The sequence below is a fragment of the Paraburkholderia sp. BCC1884 genome, from assembly GCF_900996225.1.
Lineage (GTDB): Bacteria > Pseudomonadota > Gammaproteobacteria > Burkholderiales > Burkholderiaceae > Paraburkholderia.
Genome location: NZ_CAAJGL010000112.1, coordinates 232735 through 249145, shown reverse-complemented (window position 1 = coordinate 249145; position 16411 = coordinate 232735). Strand labels below are relative to the sequence as shown.

At 64.9% G+C, this 16411-nt stretch carries 13 protein-coding genes; 3 read left to right on the top strand and 10 right to left on the bottom strand.

Features of this window, described 5'->3' with window-relative positions; translation table 11 throughout:
• Window positions 1–81 precede the first annotated feature (81 nt).
• The 10 genes from ftsB to FQ705_RS26650 form a co-directional block, all read right to left on the bottom strand.
• A complete protein-coding gene (ftsB, locus tag FQ705_RS26695; protein WP_144146196.1) occupies window positions 82–522 on the bottom strand; it encodes a cell division protein FtsB in 441 nt (146 codons plus the stop codon).
• A 108-nt stretch (window positions 523–630) separates the two neighbouring features.
• Entirely contained in the window at window positions 631–1914 is a 1284-nt protein-coding gene (gene eno, locus FQ705_RS26690) for a phosphopyruvate hydratase (RefSeq protein ID WP_144146193.1), read from the bottom strand.
• A gap of 176 nt (window positions 1915–2090) precedes the next feature.
• Window positions 2091–2945 (bottom strand): 3-deoxy-8-phosphooctulonate synthase, encoded by an 855-nt coding sequence (kdsA, locus tag FQ705_RS26685; RefSeq protein ID WP_144146190.1) that lies wholly within the window; start codon window positions 2943–2945, stop codon window positions 2091–2093.
• Entirely contained in the window at window positions 2942–4615 is a 1674-nt protein-coding gene (locus tag FQ705_RS26680; RefSeq protein WP_144146187.1) for a CTP synthase, read from the bottom strand. Before FQ705_RS26680 ends, kdsA begins: the two co-directional genes overlap by 4 nt.
• Window positions 4616–4761: 146 nt before the next feature.
• The gene (locus FQ705_RS26675) at window positions 4762–5559 is read right to left on the bottom strand and encodes an alpha/beta fold hydrolase (RefSeq protein WP_144146184.1); all 798 of its coding nucleotides are present in this window, start codon (window positions 5557–5559) and stop codon (window positions 4762–4764) included.
• A gap of 125 nt (window positions 5560–5684) precedes the next feature.
• Window positions 5685–8414 (bottom strand): DNA internalization-related competence protein ComEC/Rec2, encoded by a 2730-nt coding sequence (locus FQ705_RS26670; RefSeq protein ID WP_144146181.1) that lies wholly within the window; start codon window positions 8412–8414, stop codon window positions 5685–5687.
• Window positions 8415–8527: 113 nt separating this feature from the next.
• Window positions 8528–9316 carry a TatD family hydrolase gene (locus FQ705_RS26665; protein WP_144146178.1) on the bottom strand — a complete coding sequence of 263 codons (789 nt, stop codon included), beginning with the start codon at window positions 9314–9316 and terminating at the stop codon, window positions 8528–8530.
• 52 nt (window positions 9317–9368) lie between these two features.
• The gene (gene lolD / locus FQ705_RS26660) at window positions 9369–10112 is read right to left on the bottom strand and encodes a lipoprotein-releasing ABC transporter ATP-binding protein LolD (protein ID WP_144146175.1); all 744 of its coding nucleotides are present in this window, start codon (window positions 10110–10112) and stop codon (window positions 9369–9371) included.
• Window positions 10105–11358 (bottom strand): lipoprotein-releasing ABC transporter permease subunit, encoded by a 1254-nt coding sequence (locus FQ705_RS26655; RefSeq protein WP_144146172.1) that lies wholly within the window; start codon window positions 11356–11358, stop codon window positions 10105–10107. Before FQ705_RS26655 ends, lolD begins: the two co-directional genes overlap by 8 nt.
• Before the next feature lie 404 nt (window positions 11359–11762).
• A complete protein-coding gene (locus FQ705_RS26650; RefSeq protein ID WP_144146169.1) occupies window positions 11763–12008 on the bottom strand; it encodes a hypothetical protein in 246 nt (81 codons plus the stop codon).
• Between the two features lie 152 nt (window positions 12009–12160).
• On the opposite strand from FQ705_RS26650, the gene FQ705_RS26645 reads away from it, so the two are divergent.
• The 3 genes from FQ705_RS26645 to prfB all read left to right on the top strand — a co-directional run bounded on the left by FQ705_RS26645 (window position 12161) and on the right by prfB (window position 16381).
• Window positions 12161–13300: a regulator gene (locus tag FQ705_RS26645; protein WP_144146165.1), complete on the top strand. Its 1140-nt coding sequence runs from the start codon at window positions 12161–12163 to the stop codon at window positions 13298–13300.
• Window positions 13301–13328: 28 nt separating this feature from the next.
• Entirely contained in the window at window positions 13329–15035 is a 1707-nt protein-coding gene (recJ, locus tag FQ705_RS26640) for a single-stranded-DNA-specific exonuclease RecJ (protein ID WP_144146162.1), read from the top strand.
• Window positions 15036–15276: 241 nt separating this feature from the next.
• Window positions 15277–16381, top strand: a protein-coding gene (gene prfB, locus FQ705_RS26635) for a peptide chain release factor 2 (protein WP_144146159.1) whose coding sequence is annotated in 2 segments (ribosomal slippage) — window positions 15277–15357 and window positions 15359–16381 — 1104 coding nt in all. Because the reading frame shifts where the segments join, the coding sequence is not laid out codon by codon here.
• Window positions 16382–16411 lie beyond the last annotated feature (30 nt).

Genomic DNA, 16411 nt, shown 5'->3' with positions numbered 1-16411 from the left:
GAAAAGGCGCGGTTTTCACCGCGCCTTTTTTGCGTTCTTGCTGCCAATTTCAGCGATTGACCTCGCGTCGATCGATCCAGCTCAATGCGTTGCTGCAGGCTTCTTCTCTTTCGCCGCCTTGCTGCCGCCGTGCTTACGGTCTGGCTTCGCGCGCGACTCCGGATTCGGCACCATATGCAACGGCGCCGCCGACACCTCGCCGCGTGTCGACGTCGTCACCGAAGGCGTGTTCGCCGCCGGCAAAGGTGCATTCGGCGAAACGAACTGCACGAATACTTCGCCGTCCTTGACCATGCCCATTTCGTAGCGCGCCCGCTCTTCGACCGCAGCGGTGCCGTTCTGCAGATCCTGCACTTCACCCTCGATGCGCTCGTTACGCACCTTCGAGTCGGCATTCTTTTGCAGTTGCTGCGCCAGTTGCTGCTGCAACTCGTGCACGCGCAACCAGCCGCCGTGCCCCCACCAGAGCGGGTACTGGATCAGCGCCAGTAGAACGATCAGGACAGCAGTGACAAGCCGCATGAAGTAAGCACAATAAATACACGCCGCCCTGCGCTATACGCAGGGCGGCGGGGTCAATCAGAAACGAAGGATAACCGGCTCATCGGTCGGCGCTTGCGGACGTGACGCTTAGCGCAGATTGTAGAACGCCGACTTGCCCGGATAGCTGGCGATATCACCGAGGTCTTCTTCGATGCGCAGCAGCTGGTTGTACTTCGAGATACGGTCCGAGCGCGACAGCGAACCCGTCTTGATCTGGCCGGCGTTCAGGCCGACTGCGATATCCGCAATCGTCGAATCTTCCGTTTCGCCCGAGCGGTGCGAGATCACAGCGGTGTAGCCCGCGCGCTTCGCCATTTCGATCGCGGCGAAAGTTTCCGTCAGCGTACCGATCTGGTTGATCTTGATCAGGATCGAGTTGGCGATGCCCTTCTCGATGCCTTCCTTCAGGATACGCGTGTTGGTGACGAACAGATCGTCGCCCACCAGCTGGATCTTCTTGCCGAGCTTCTCGGTCAGGGTCTTCCAGCCAGCCCAGTCGCTTTCGTGCATGCCGTCTTCGATCGACACGATCGGGAACTTGTCGGCGAGCGCTGCCAGGTAGTCCGCGAATTCCGTCGACGACAGTTGCAGGCCTTCGCCCGCCAACTGGTACTTGCCATCGTGATAGAACTCGCTGGCTGCGCAGTCGAGCGCGAGCAGCACGTCTTCACCGGCGCGGTAGCCTGCTTTTTCGATCGCTTGCAGGATGGTCGACAGGCATTCGTCGTTGCTGCCGAAGTTCGGTGCGAAGCCGCCTTCGTCGCCCACTGCCGTGCTCATGCCGCGGTCCGACAGGATCTTCTTCAGCGCGTGGAACACTTCGGCGCCGCAGCGCAGTGCTTCGCGGAAGCTCGGCTGGCTGACCGGCACGATCATGAATTCCTGGATGTCCAGGCTGTTGTTGGCGTGCGCGCCGCCGTTGACGATGTTCATCATCGGCACCGGCAGTTGCATCGCGCCCGAGCCGCCGAAGTAGCGGTACAGGGGCAGGCCGGCTTCTTCAGCCGCAGCCTTCGCGACGGCCATCGACACGGCCAGCATCGCGTTCGCGCCGAGGCGCGACTTGTTGTCGGTGCCGTCGAGTTCCAGCAGGGTCTTGTCGAGGAAGGCCTGCTCGGAAGCGTCGAGGCCCATGATCGCTTCGGAGATTTCGGTATTGATGTGCTCGACGGCTTTCAGCACGCCCTTGCCGCCGTAACGGCCGGTTTCGCCGTCGCGCAGTTCGATGGCTTCACGCGAACCGGTCGATGCACCCGACGGCACCGCAGCGCGGCCCATCGTGCCCGACTCGAGCAGCACGTCGCATTCGACGGTGGGGTTGCCTCGCGAATCGAGAATCTCTCGACCGATGATATCTACGATAGCACTCATGGTTTCCTCAAGAAATGACGTTGAATTCTTTACTGTGACACTGTAACGGGCGCTACCGGTCTCCCCGGCAAACTGCTTGCGCGCCGATACGTTCGACGACCATTGCGTGCGTTCGCCGCATGCCGACGACCGGGTCCATTATGCGAACCGATCGTGACACGCGATGAACGCCTGAATCAGTTGAAATCGCTTTCGAGGAACGGCGCGCGCTTGACGGCCTGATCGAGCGTAACCAGCGTCTCGAGCAGATCGGCCATGCGGTGCAGCGGCACGGCGTTGGGGCCGTCCGATTTAGCCTGCGCCGGATTCGGGTGCGTTTCCATGAAGAGGCCGGACACGCCCACCGCGACTGCGGCACGCGCCAGCACCGGCACGAATTCGCGCTGACCGCCCGAGCTCGTGCCCTGACCGCCCGGCAACTGCACCGAGTGGGTGGCGTCGAACACGATCGGCGCGTTGGTTTCGCGCATGATCGCAAGCGAGCGCATGTCCGACACCAAGTTGTTATAGCCGAACGACACACCACGCTCGCAGGCCATGAAGCGGTCTTCCGAAAGCCCCGCTTCACGCGCGGCGTCGCGCGCCTTGTCGATCACATTCTTCATGTCGTGCGGCGCGAGAAACTGGCCTTTCTTGATGTTGACCGGTTTGCCCGAACGCGCGCAGGCGTGGATGAAGTCCGTTTGACGGCACAAGAAAGCGGGCGTTTGCAGCACGTCGACCACCGACGCGACCTGCTCGATTTCGTGCTCGGCGTGAACGTCGGTCAGCACCGGCAGACCCAGCTGGCGCTTCACTTCCGACAGAATCCGCAAACCTTCGTCCATGCCCAGACCGCGAAACGACTTGCCGCTGCTGCGATTGGCTTTGTCGTACGACGATTTGTAGATGAACGGAATGTTCAGCTTCGCGCAAATTTCCTTCAGCCGGCCGGCTACGTCGATCGTCATCTGTTCGGATTCGACGACGCAGGTGCCTGCGATCAGGAAAAACGGCTTGTCGAGTCCGATTTCGAAATCGCCCAGTTTCATGCTTTCTCCCCGACTTCGCTCACCGTGTGCGACTGCTGGCGCGCGAGCGCCGCTTCGACAAACGACTTGAACAGCGGATGGCCGTCACGCGGCGTGGACGTGAATTCCGGGTGGAACTGCACGCCGATGAACCACGGGTGCATGCTGCGCGGCAATTCCATCATTTCCGGCAGATCTTCACTCGGGGTACGGGCGCTGATGATAAGGCCACCGGCTTCGAGCTGGGGCACGAAGCGGTTATTGACTTCATAACGATGGCGATGGCGCTCGTTGACGTCCTTGCCATAGATCTCTTCGGCCATCGTGCCCGGCTTGATCGGGCAACGTTGCGAACCGAGCCGCATCGTGCCGCCCAGATCCGATTCTTCCGTGCGCTTTTCGACCTTGCCTTCGCGGTCGTACCACTCGGTGATGAGCGCGACCACGCGGTTCTTCGTTTCCGGATCGAACTCGGTGCTGTTCGCGTCTTTCAGACCGACCACGTCGCGCGCGAATTCGATCACCGCGAGCTGCATGCCGAGGCAGATGCCGAGGTACGGCACTTTCGCTTCGCGGGCGTAACGGATTGCGGCGATCTTGCCTTCGGTACCGCGACGGCCGAAACCGCCCGGTACGAGCACGGCATCCAGATGCTTGAGGCTGTCGACGCCTTGCGCCTCGACTTCTTCGGAATCGATGTACTCGATGTTGACCTTGGTCGACGTGTGCATCGACGCATGGCGCAACGCCTCGATCAGCGACTTGTACGACTCGGTCAGATCGACGTACTTGCCGACCATGCCGATCGTGACTTCGTGCTTCGGATGTTCGAGCTTCTCGACGAGGCCGGACCACATCGACAGGTCAGCGGGCTGCGGCGTGAGCTTGAGCTCTTCGCAGATGATCGCGTCCAGACCCTGGTCGTGCAGCATCTGCGGAATCTTGTAGATGCTGTCGGCGTCCCACACGGAGATCACCGCGTCTTCCGGCACGTTCGAGAACATGGAAATCTTGGCGCGCTCGTCGTCCGGAATGCGACGGTCGGCGCGGCACAGCAGCACGTGCGGCGAAATACCGATTTCGCGCAGCTTCTGCACGCTGTGTTGCGTGGGTTTGGTCTTCAGTTCGCCGGCCGTGGCGACCCAGGGCACCAGCGTGAGGTGCACGAAGCACGCGCTGTTGCGACCCATGCGCAGACTCATCTGACGTGCGGCCTCGAGGAACGGCAGCGACTCGATGTCGCCCACCGTGCCACCCACTTCGACGATCGCGACGTCCGGCTCACCACACGTGGCCGACGCTGCGCCACGCTCGATGAACGCCTGGATTTCATTCGTGATGTGCGGGATGACCTGCACCGTCTTGCCGAGATAATCGCCGCGGCGTTCCTTGCGGATCACCGATTCGTAAATCTGGCCAGTGGTGAAGTTATTGGCCTTGCGCATCTTCGTGCTGATGAAGCGCTCATAGTGGCCAAGATCGAGGTCGGTCTCCGCTCCGTCTTCCGTGACGAACACTTCGCCGTGCTGAAACGGGCTCATCGTGCCGGGGTCGACATTGATGTACGGATCGAGCTTGAGGAGGGTGACTTTGAGACCGCGCGATTCGAGGATCGCGGCGAGGGAAGCGGCGGCAATACCCTTGCCGAGGGAAGATACTACGCCGCCGGTGACGAAAACATATTTGGTCATCGCTGGATGCTCGCGGGAAAAACGGATTATACCGTAAAGCAGGGTCTCAACCCAGCAAAATCCGAGCGACATCTGCACGCGACCGTGGCATAGCGGCGGCGCCCGACGCACACCGATCATGCACCGTTTTTTCTCCGCGCGAAAACCTATGCGCCCAGTTCCCGCAGCATCCGCTGCACGGCGCGCGCCGTTTCGAGCGGCTTTTCCATCGGATAAAGATGACTGCCCTCGATCCATTCCACATGACCGCCGGTCGCGCGCCGTGTGGCGTCGAGCCCGGCCTGCCGGATCTCTTTCGACCGCGTGCCGGCAATGAACCCGACCGGCACCGGTGCGCCGCGTGCGAGCCGCGAGCCGAGCGTATGCGGCAACGTCTTGTAGATCTGGTATTCGGTGCGCCGGTCGAAGGCCAGACTGCGCGCGCCGTCGGGCGCCGTCTGCGGAATGCCGAAGTCGATGTAATCGGACAGCATGCGTTCGTCCCAGCGCGCGAATGCCGGCTTCGAATGGAAGTACCGCCAGGCTTCGTCACGGCTCGCCCAGTGAGTGCGGCGCGTGCGGGTGGCGGCCGCCGGCGACAGGCGCTCGTCGAGTCCGGTCCATTGCGACACGCGCAGCATGCTGCTGCGCCAGCCGGCGATCACCGGCGAGTCGAGCATCACCACCCCCCTCACCCACTGCGGTTTTTTCAGCGCCGCCATCAAGGACAGATAGCCGCCGAGCGAATGCCCGACCAGCCACACCGGTTGCTCGTACCGACGGCCGACGTCGTCGAGCAATTGCTCGACCAGATGCGGCCAGTCTTGCGTCACGGGGTAGCGCGTGTCGTGGCCGATGCGTTCGATCGAGCGCAGCTCGTAGTCGTCGGCGAGTTCGGCGAAGATCGTCCGGTAGGTAGACGCTGGAAAGCCGTTCGCGTGCGAGAAGTGAATGATGTTTTTCAACTGCGGCGATCTCCGTTCTGTTATAGCGCGGGCTTTCGTGCGGGCCCCAAGGGAGCGGCCCTGCCGTGCGACGCGCTTGCTCTTTCTGCACGACGGGCTGATTCGTCGTCGCCGGTGCGCACCGGTCAGCGGTCCATCCAGTAACGGTGCTGCGTATCGCGGTAACGCTCGATCGTCAGCGAGGCATGGGGGGTTTCCCGGCCGGGCGTCGGCTCCTGCTCCGGCGCCACCTCCACCCGCACCGCGCCGTCCTGATCGCTGCGTCCGAGCTCGATATGCCGTGCCGCGTAACGCTCGAACACACCCGCATCCGGATGATGAAAACGGTTGCGATAGCCTACCTGAAATAGCGCGACGAGCGGCTCGATAGAGTCGAGGAACGGCTCGGTCGACGAGGTCTTGCTGCCGTGGTGCGGCACCACCAGCACTTGCGAGCGCAACGCGCTGCGATCGCGCGCAAGCAGGATGCGTTCGACGGGCGCCTCGATATCCGCGCTTAGCAAGGCGCTCAGGTGCGGCGACTTCGTTTGAACGTGCCCCGGCGCGGAATTCGCCGACGCAGGACTCCGCGTCGGAGTCGGAGTCGGAGTCGGAGTCGGAGTCGGAGTCGGAGTCGGAGTCGGAGTCGCAACCCGAGCCGCAGGGGCTGCCCCCCCGGCCTGAACCGAATCAGCCAGCGTGCTCACGCGCAACACGCAGCAATGCGCGTTCGGCTTCCCCTGCAACGGCCCCGGATCCGGCCACAACACCGCGAATTCGACGCCGTCCCACTCCCAGCGCTGCCCCGCCGCGCACGGTACGGTATCGGCGCCGCGTGCTTTCGCGTTCGACCACAAGGCATTCGACGGCGCCAATGCCGCCAGCAGTTGACGCACTTCGATGGCATCCAGCACGGCCGGCGCGCCACCCGAGTGATCGGAATCGGCGTGGCTGATGATGAGCGTGTCGAGCGCCGTCACGCCGTGCGCCTGCAGGAACGGCACGACGACCCGCTCGCCCGCATGCGTCGATTCCGGACCGGGCCCCGTATCGAACAACAAGGCGTGATGTGCGGTTTCGATCAGCACCGAGGTGCCCTGTCCGACATCCAGCGCCGTCAGCCGGAAAGCGCCGTGCGCCGGACCCGGCGCGGCCGGCATCAGAAGCGGCAACCACGTGAGCGGCGCGGCCCAGCGCAACGGCCAGCCGCGCGGCGCGAGGCACCAGAGCACGCCGATTCCGGCGGCGGCCAGCGTCCACGCGTCCGGTTGCGGCAGTCGCCAGAGCGCCCACGCCGGACCGGTCAGCATCCGCAAACCGGCGACCAGCACGGCGAGCAAGGCATGCGCGGCATGGAACGCCGAGGCGTCCAGCGGCGCGGGCAACACGACGCCGGCGAGCACCGCCGGTGTGACCAGCAGACTGACCCACGGAATCGCGAACGCATTGGCAAGCGGGCCGATCAGCGGAATCTGCGCGAACCAGTACACCGTCAGTGGCGCGAGAGCGACCGTCACCGCGAACTGCACGTGAACCGCGCCGCGCACGCGTTCGATGAAGCCGCGAATGCGACGCCGCAACCCTGCCCGCCAGCTTGCCAGCCGACTCGAGAGCGCGCCGCCTTCACCCTCCTCGTCGCCATGTTGGTGATGATCCTGCACGCGAGGCCGGCCTGAAACCGCAAACAGAATCGCGGCCACCGCACAGAACGACAGCCAGAATCCCGCCGACACGACCGCCCACGGATCGATCAGCAACACGAGCGCCAGCGCCCACGCCAGCACCGCCGAGCGCGCGACGGTGCGTCCGCCGATAAACGCCAGCGCAACCACGCCCGCCATCCACAAGGCCCGTTGCGCGGGCACGTTGAAGCCGGCCAACGCAGCATGCAAGCCGGCAAATGCCACGCCGCTGGCCATCGCGACGATCTGCGCCGGCAGCCACAACGGCCAGTTGCGGCCGACCCACGCAGAGCGCCGCCACAGCGCACCCGCAAGCCAACCAGCCAGCCCCGCGACGAAGCCGATGTGCAAGCCCGAGATCGCCACCAGATGACTGGTGCCGGTGCCACGCATCAACTGCCAGTCGTCGGCGCTGACTTCGTCCTGCGCGCCGATTGCCAGCGCCACGACGATCCCGCGATGCGGCGCGCCGGCAAGCACCGCGTCGATGCGCGCGCGCAGCGCAGCGCGCCAGCGGTCCACGCTCACGCCCACCCCGCCCGCGCTGCCGGCCAGGCGCGTGGCCCGAGACGGCGCACTCACATAACCCGTGGCCCGCACGTTGCGCGCAAGCAGATTCGCTTCGGCATCGCGCACGCCGAAATTGGCATTGCCGTGCGGCCGCTTGAGCCGCACGGTCAGCCGCCAGCGCGCGCCGGGTTCGAGCGAGGGCGGCTCGCTCCTTTCATCGATCCACGCCAGTTGGATCACGCGCGGAAATGCCGCGATCGGTGCGTCGACCGAATCGACGCTGAACAGAAAGCGTGCGCCTTTCTCGTCGCGCGAGGGCAGACCCTTGATGCTTCCAGTCACTTCGATATCGCGCCCTTCCCAGCCAATGGGCAGACTCGTCGCGAGCCGCAGTTCGGCGCGCCATGCGGCATAGCCGAAACCCGCGCACATTGCCGCGCAGCAGATGGCGCAAAAGCCGATCGTCGAGCGCAAACGCGCGCTGCGCACGAGAGGGCGGCGTAAACGAGAAACCGGCTTCGTCGACGCGGCCAACCCTGCATCGGCACGCAGCCCCCAAAGCGCCAATCCAGACGCCGCGCACGCCAGCGCTCCCAATGCCAGCCAACCTCGCCAATCCGGCAACGCCGGCTGGCGCTGCAACGCGATCACACCCAACGCAAACCCGCACCACCATGTCCGCATTCACCCTCCATCCGACCGGCGCCGGGCCCCAGCCCATTCGCCGCGAGCAGGCGTGAGAAGGCCCGCCGGACGTGGGTGTCGCCCGGCGCGAACCACTCGATCAACAAGGTTAATTATGCAGAGGAAAGGGCGAGTCGCGGCAGCGCGGCGAGCGCGTTAGCCGTTGTGCCTAGGGCGGCTTCGTCGGCGCTCATGCCGCGCAATTGCGCGAGGCCCGCGCCGATCGCGGGAATCTGCTCCGGCGAGTTGCGCTGTTTGTACATCCACGATGGCGCGATGTCCGGCGCATCGGTTTCGACGACCAGCGCGTCGAACGGCAATTGTTCTGCCAGGCGCCGGATCTGCCGGGCCCGCTCGAAGGTCAGATTGCCGCCGAAACCCAGATGGAATCCCTGGTCGATATAGGCCTGCGCCTGCTGGAAACTGCCATTGAAGGCATGCGCGATGCCACGGTGAATCTGATGCCGCCGCAGTCCCTTGATCACCTGGTCCTGCGACTTGCGCACATGACAGATCACCGGCAGATCGAATTCACGCGCAAGTTGCAGTTGCCCGTTGTAGAAGAACTGCTGACGCGCATCGTCGAGACCTTCGACGAAATAATCGAGCCCGATTTCCCCCAGGCCGACGAACAGCGGATCGTCGAGACTCGCCTCGATTTCCATGCGCAGCAGATCGAGATCGCTGTCCTCGGCATTCGGCGTGAACAACGGATGAATGCCGAGCGCATACGCGCCGCCCTCGACGCGATGCGCCAGTTCGCGCACCGTCGCGAAGTTCTGACGGCCGATCGCCGGAATCACGATCCGCCCCACACCCGCGTGCCGCGCCGCCGCCGCGACCGAATCGCGGTCGGCGTCGAATTCCGACGCGTCGAGATGGCAGTGGGTATCGATCCACATGATGTGCCTCGCTAGCGGCGCAACATCGGCTGACGCGATCCGGCAGCCGAACTCAAACCGGCACCGAGGGCTCTTCGTACAACACGCCTTCGCGCAGACGCATGATGCGGTCGCACCGGCCCGCCAGTTCGGGATCGTGCGTGACGATCACGAAGCTCGTTTCCATGGTTTGCGACAGTTCGAGCATCAGGTTGAACACGGTGTCCGCGGTGCCGCCGTCGAGATTGCCGGTCGGCTCGTCGGCCAGCACGCAGGCCGGCTTCGTGACCAGCGCGCGTGCGATCGCCACCCGCTGACGCTCGCCGCCGGACAGTTCGCCCGGCCGGTGTTTCGCGCGATGCCCCATGCCCACGCGCTCCAGCACCGCGAGCGCTTCGTGGCGCGCGGCTTCGGTGGTCATGCGGCGAATCCGCAGCGGCATCGCGACGTTGTCGAGCGCGGTGAATTCCGGCAGCAGATGATGAAACTGATAGACGAAGCCGAGCGCGCGATTGCGCAAGTCGTTGCGTTCGCGTTCGGAAAGCTGCGTGAACGGCTTGCCCATCACCGAGACGTGGCCGGCGCTCGGATCGTCGAGGCCGCCGAGCACGTGCAACAGCGTGCTCTTGCCGGAACCCGACGCGCCGACGATCGCCAGTTTCTCGCCGCGTCGCACTTTCAGCTCGGTGTTGTTGAGCACCTGCACGTTCAGGCCGCCCTGAACGAATGTTTTCGAAATGCCGGTGGCTTCCAGCACGTAGGGATGCGGTACGATTTCCTGAGAGGCCATCGAGAGATTAGCGGAACGGTCATTCATAGCGCAGCGCCTCCGCGGGACGGACCTTGGCACCACGCCAGCTCGGGTAAAGCGTCGCCAGCGCCGACATCAGGAAAGCGATGAGGCCGATACGCGCGACATCCGCCGGAATCAGTTCCGACGGCAATTCGTTGATGAAGTACACCGACGGCGGCAGGAACTGCACGCCGAGCACATGCTCGATCATCGGCACGAGCCACGGAATACTCCACGCGATCAGGCAGCCGAGCGCCACGCCGGTGGCCGTGCCGATAAAGCCGATCGTCACGCCCTGCACCACGAAGATCTTCATGATCGAGCGGGGCTGCGCGCCGAGCGTGCGCAGAATCGCGATATCGGCCTGCTTGTTGGTCACCGTCATCACCAGCGACGACACCAGATTGAATGCCGCCACCGCGATAATCAGCGTGAGAATGATGAACATCATGCGTTTTTCGATCTGCACGGCCGAGAACCAGGTCTTGTTCTGCTGCGTCCAGTCGCGAATGTAGAGGTCGCCCGAGAGCGTGCCCGCAAGCTGGTGCGCGACCTCTGGCGCGCGTTGCATGTCTTTCAGGCGTAGCCGGACGCCGGTTGGCGCGGCGAGGCGGAATAGCGCCTGGGCATCTTTAATGTTGATGAGGGCAAGCGTGCTGTCGTACTCGTAATGCCCCGACTCGAAGATGCCCACCACCGTGAACTGTTTCAGCCTCGGTAGCATCCCGGCGGGCGTGATGGTGCCTTCGGGCGCGACCAGCGTGATCTTGTCGTTGACGGTCACGCCGAGGTTGGTAGCGAGGTCGGCGCCCAGCACGATACCGAAGTCGCCCGGCGCCAGCGCGTTCAGGCTGCCGCCCTTCATTTCCTTGCCGATGTCCGATACCTCGGGTTCGAGCGACGGCTCGACGCCGCGCAGGGCCACGCCGCTCACGGCGTCCTGACGCGTGAGTAGCGCCTGCGCTTCGACGTACGGCGCCGCGCCGATCACTTCCTTGTTCTGACGGGCTTCCCTGGCGGTCAATTGCCAGTCGGGCATCGAACCCGTCGGCGAAAAAATTTCGACGTGCGCGAGCACCGACAACATGCGGTCGCGCACTTCTTTCTGGAAACCGTTCATCACCGACAACACGACGATCAGCGCCGCGACGCCGAGCGCGATGCCCGACATCGACACCAGGGCGATGAAAGAAATGAAGCCGTTACCGGTCGTGCGTTTGCCGGCGCGGGTGTAGCGCCAGCCAATCTGCCATTCGTAGGGAAATTTCAAGCGAATCCTTTTCTGCGTTCTTCGGCTTTGTGCCGCGCACGAGAGGCGTGAAGCGCCTGCCATGCGGCCCGAGCGTCGTGATCATTGGTGTCGCGGCGACGCGGATGGTTCCGGTACGGCGCGCGCTGTCGTAGCAATGCGTGCGCCAGCCCACCTCCCGGCCCCGCGTTGGCGAGAACCGTGGCTGCCGTCGCCGCCACCCCGATCAAGCGCGAAGTTTGCCATACAATGCCGCGCCTTCGCGCAAAGGCCCGCTGGAGATGGCCTGTGGGATAAGCGCAGTGGGCTCGGGCTGGCCCGGCGGCTTGGCCATGCGGCCGATTCGCTGGGTCGCTGGGTCGCTGGGTCGCTGGGTCGCCGTTCGCCGTTCGCCGTTCGCCGTTCGCCGTTCGCCGTTCGCCGGGCTAGCGCAGGTTATAGCGCCCGCGCAAACCATTAATGATCCCCGCCGCGATGCCGCTCGCCGCATCGCGCGCGTCGGCGTCCTTGCGATCGCGGTGCAGATGGTTGATGTCCCAGTTGCAACCGTCTTCGTCGTCGGCGGTTTCGTGAAAGCCGGTGGGAATCCAGCCGGCCGTGGCCGGGTTCGCGTCGAGCGCCTTGACCACCAGTTCGAGCAGTTCCTGCTCGGTTTTGAGTTCTCGCGACATGCCGGTCTCCTCGTCATGGGCGCGGTCCCGCCGCGCGCGGCTGCTGCAATCCGGACGGCATCCGGCGGGCAGGCCCGCCGCCGCGGCGCTGTTTCGAACCGTCAGTTCGCGCGGGAACGGATGATCGGAATACTCGCACTCTTTGCCCTACAATGCGCAGCATCATGCACGCCGACCGCCTCCATCTGCTCCTCCCCTTCGCGCTGCCCGCCGCAGCCGACGCCTCCACCGCCCTTCACGCCATCCAGAGTCCGGCCCTCGACCGGATGGTCGCGCGCGCGACGCTGGTGGAACGCGTGGTCGGCGAAGATTTTCAACGTACGCTGCCGCACGAGCGCTGGGTGGCCCGCCAGTTCGGCGCCTTGCCGTCCGGCACGGCGGCCGCCGACGAAGCGCCGCTCGCGCCATACATGCTGCGCGCCGACGGCGGCGACCCCGGCAGCGCGACATGGGCCTGCGTGCAGCCGGTGCATGTGCGGATCGCGCGCGACCATCTCGTGCTGATCGATCCCGCCGCGCTCGACCTGTCCGACGACGAAGCCGGCGCGCTGCTGGCCGTGGCCCGACCGTTGATCGAAGAACTCGGCGTGCGCATCGAAGCGCCGCGACCCGCGCGCTGGTATTTGTCGGGCGACGGCTTCGGCACGCTCGCCGGCGCTTCGCCGCTGCGCGCGAGCGGCCGCAACATCGAAATCTGGCTGCCGCACGAGGCTCATTCCGGCGAGCGTTCGCGCGCGTGGATGAAGCTGCAGAACGAAGTGCAGATGGCCTGGTTCGAGCATCCCGTGAACGAAGCGCGCGAAGCGCGCGGCCTGCCGGCCGTCAACTCGATCTGGTTTCACGCGCAAGGCGCGGCGCAGCCGGTCCATAGCCCGTTCGCGCGGGTGCTTTCCGATGCGGCGGCCACGCGCGGCCTCGCGATGACGGCCGGGGTCGAAACCGGCGCCCCGCCGGCGTCGTTCGCGGCATGGCGGGCGACGGCTTCGAACCGCGCATCCGCGAACACGGCTAACTCAACGACCGCGGCCACGACGAACGCCGCCACCCTCGTCGAACTCGATCCGTTCTCCGCGCCCTACATCGAGCAGGACTGGGCACGCTGGAACGACGCCTTCGCCGCCCTGCAAACGGACTGGTTCGACCCAGCGCTCGCCGCCTTGCAATCCGGCGAACTCGGCGAACTCGGCCTGACCTTGTGCGGCGACACCGGTTCGGTGACGCTGACGGTCACACGCGGCGACCTGCGCAAATTCTGGCGACGGCGCGTGCTCGCTTCGCTTTTCATCGAATGATTGACTGTTTGCTCCACGGCCTTTCCGAATGACTCAAATCGTTACGCGCGCCTGCTCTCCCGTCGACGCCGAAGTGCTCACCCGCCACGGCCTGCATCCGGTGCTCGCGCGACTCTACGCGTCGCGCGGCGTCTGCATGCCGGACGAAATCGAAACCGGCCTCGCCCGGCTCGTGCCGCCGGTCGAACTCAAGGGCTGCGAAGAAGCCGCCGTGCTGCTCGCCGACGCGATCCAGCACAAACGCCGCATGCTGGTGGTCGCCGACTACGACTGCGACGGCGCCACCGCCTGCGCGGTCGCGGTGCGCGGCCTGCGCATGCTCGGCGGCCAGATCGATTATCTGGTGCCGAACCGCTTCGAATACGGCTACGGTCTGACGCCGGAGATCGTCGAACTGGCCGCGCGCAATCCCGCCGGCAAGCCGGAGTTGCTGATCACGGTCGACAACGGCATCGCCAGCGTGGACGGCGTGGAAGCGGCCAACGCGCTCGGCATCGACGTGCTGGTCACGGACCATCACTTGCCCGGCGACGAGCTGCCCGCCGCGCGCGCGATCGTCAATCCGAATCAGCCGGGCTGCACGTTCCCGAGCAAGTGCATCGCGGGGGTCGGCGTGATGTTTTACGTGCTGCTCGCGTTGCGCGCGGAATTGCGCCGGCGCGATGCTTTCAGCGACGCGCTGCCCGAACCGCGTCTCGACGGCCTGCTCGACCTGGTCGCGCTCGGCACGGTCGCCGACGTGGTCAAGCTCGACGGCAATAACCGCGTATTGGTCGCGCAAGGCCTGCAGCGCATCCGCAAAGGCAAGATGCAGCCCGGCATCGCCGCCCTCTTTCGCGCCGCCGCGCGCGACGCCCGCAGCGCCTCGGGTTTCGATCTCGGCTTTGCGCTGGGGCCGCGCCTGAACGCGGCGGGCCGTCTGTCGGACATGTCGCTCGGCATCGAATGCCTGACCACCGACGACATCGGCCGCGCCTGGGACCTCGCCCAGCAACTCGACACGATGAACCGCGAACGACGCGAAATCGAAGCCGGTATGCAGCAGCAGGCGCTCGAGGACCTGTCCACCATCGATCCGGCGGGTGCGACCACCATCACCCTGTTCAATCCGGGCTGGCATCAGGGGGTGATCGGGATCGTCGCCGGACGCCTGAAGGAGAAGTTCCACCGGCCCTCGTTCACGTTCGCGCTCGCCGATGACAGCGGCCAGACCGTCAAGGGCTCGGGCCGCTCGATCGCGGGCTTCCACCTGCGCGATGCGCTCGATCTGATCTCGAAGCGCGAGCCGGGCATGATCGTCAAATTCGGCGGCCACGCGATGGCCGCCGGCCTGACGCTCGCCGCCGCCGACGTGCCGCGTTTCACCGCCGCGTTCGAAGCGGTCGGCCGCGAATGGCTGTCCGAAGAAGCGCTCTCGCGCACCGTGGAGACCGACGGTGAACTGGAAGACGCCTACTTCACGCCGCAATTCGTCGAAATGCTCGACGCCGCCGTGTGGGGCCAGGGCTTCCCGGCGCCGGTGTTCTCGGGCGAATTCGACATCGCCTCGCAGGCGCTGGTGAAGGACAAGCATCTGAAGCTGCAACTCGTGCGCGGCCGTCAGCGCTTCAACGCGATCTGGTTCAATCACACCGATACGCTGCCCGCGCGCACCACCGTCGCTTACCGGCTGGCGAGCGATACGTGGAATGGCGTGTCGCGCGTGCAACTGATCGTCGAGCACGCGGCAAGCTAAAGCCGTGTTCTGCGGTGCCGGGCCGCAGCGGGAACCGGCGTGGCGACGGGAAGAAGCGAATCGCCAGACCGAAGTCGCCGACTGAAAGCCAGCGCTCGCAGAACCTTCGGCGAGATCCGCAAAAACGTCGAAAATCGCCGCAAAATCAACCGCAAACACGCGCCGGATCGCTCAGGCGCTGCCGGCGCGCGCCCACGATCGGCTATAATTTCCCCTTTTTACGAAGCTATAAAAGATCGACATGGAAGCGGAACGTCTCAACGCGATCGAAGCCTCTCTGGTAGACCTGCGCACGCGCGCGGCCGACCTACGGGGGTATCTTTGACTACGACGACAAAGCACTGCGTCTAATCGAAGTCAACCGGGAACTCGAAGACCCGAACGTCTGGAACGACTCGAAACACGCCCAGGCCCTCGGCCGGGAAAAGAAACTGCTCGACGACACGGTCGGCAAACTCACAGCGCTTCACGACGACCTGCGCGATGCGCTCGACCTGTTCGAAATGGCCCGTGAAGAAAGCGACGACGAAACGCTGATCGCCTGCGAAACGGATGCGCAAGCCCTGGAAGCGCGCGTGGGGGATATGGAATTCCGCCGCATGTTCGCGAATCCGGCCGATCCGAACAACGCCTTCCTCGACATCCAGGCGGGTGCCGGCGGCACCGAGGCGTGCGACTGGGCGTCCATGCTGCTGCGCCAGTATCTGCGTTACTGCGAGCGCAAGGGCTTCAAGACCGAAGTGCTGGAACAGACCGACGGCGACGTCGCGGGCATCAAGAACGCCACGATCAAGATCGAAGGCGAATACGCCTACGGCTTCCTGCGCACCGAAACCGGCGTGCACCGCCTCGTGCGCAAGTCGCCGTTCGACTCGTCGGGTGGTCGTCATACGTCGTTCTCGTCGGTGTTCGTGTACCCGGAAATCGACGACTCGATCGAAGTGGACATCAATCCGGCCGATCTGCGCGTCGACACGTATCGCGCTTCCGGTGCGGGCGGTCAGCACATCAACAAGACCGACTCCGCGGTGCGTATCACGCACATGCCGTCGGGCATCGTCGTGCAGTGCCAGAACGACCGTTCGCAGCACCGCAACCGTGCCGAAGCCATGGCCATGCTGAAATCGCGCCTGTACGAAGCGGAAATCCGCAAACGTCAGGAAGAGCAGGACAAGCTCGAAGCCGGCAAGACCGATGTGGGCTGGGGTCACCAGATCCGCTCGTACGTGCTGGACAACAGCCGTATCAAGGATTTGCGCACCAACGTCGAAATCAGCAACACCAAGAGCGTGCTCGACGGCGACCTCGATCCGTTCATCAGCGCGAGCCTGAAACAGGGCGTGTAAGCCCGACACGAACGCCACTCGAGCACAACC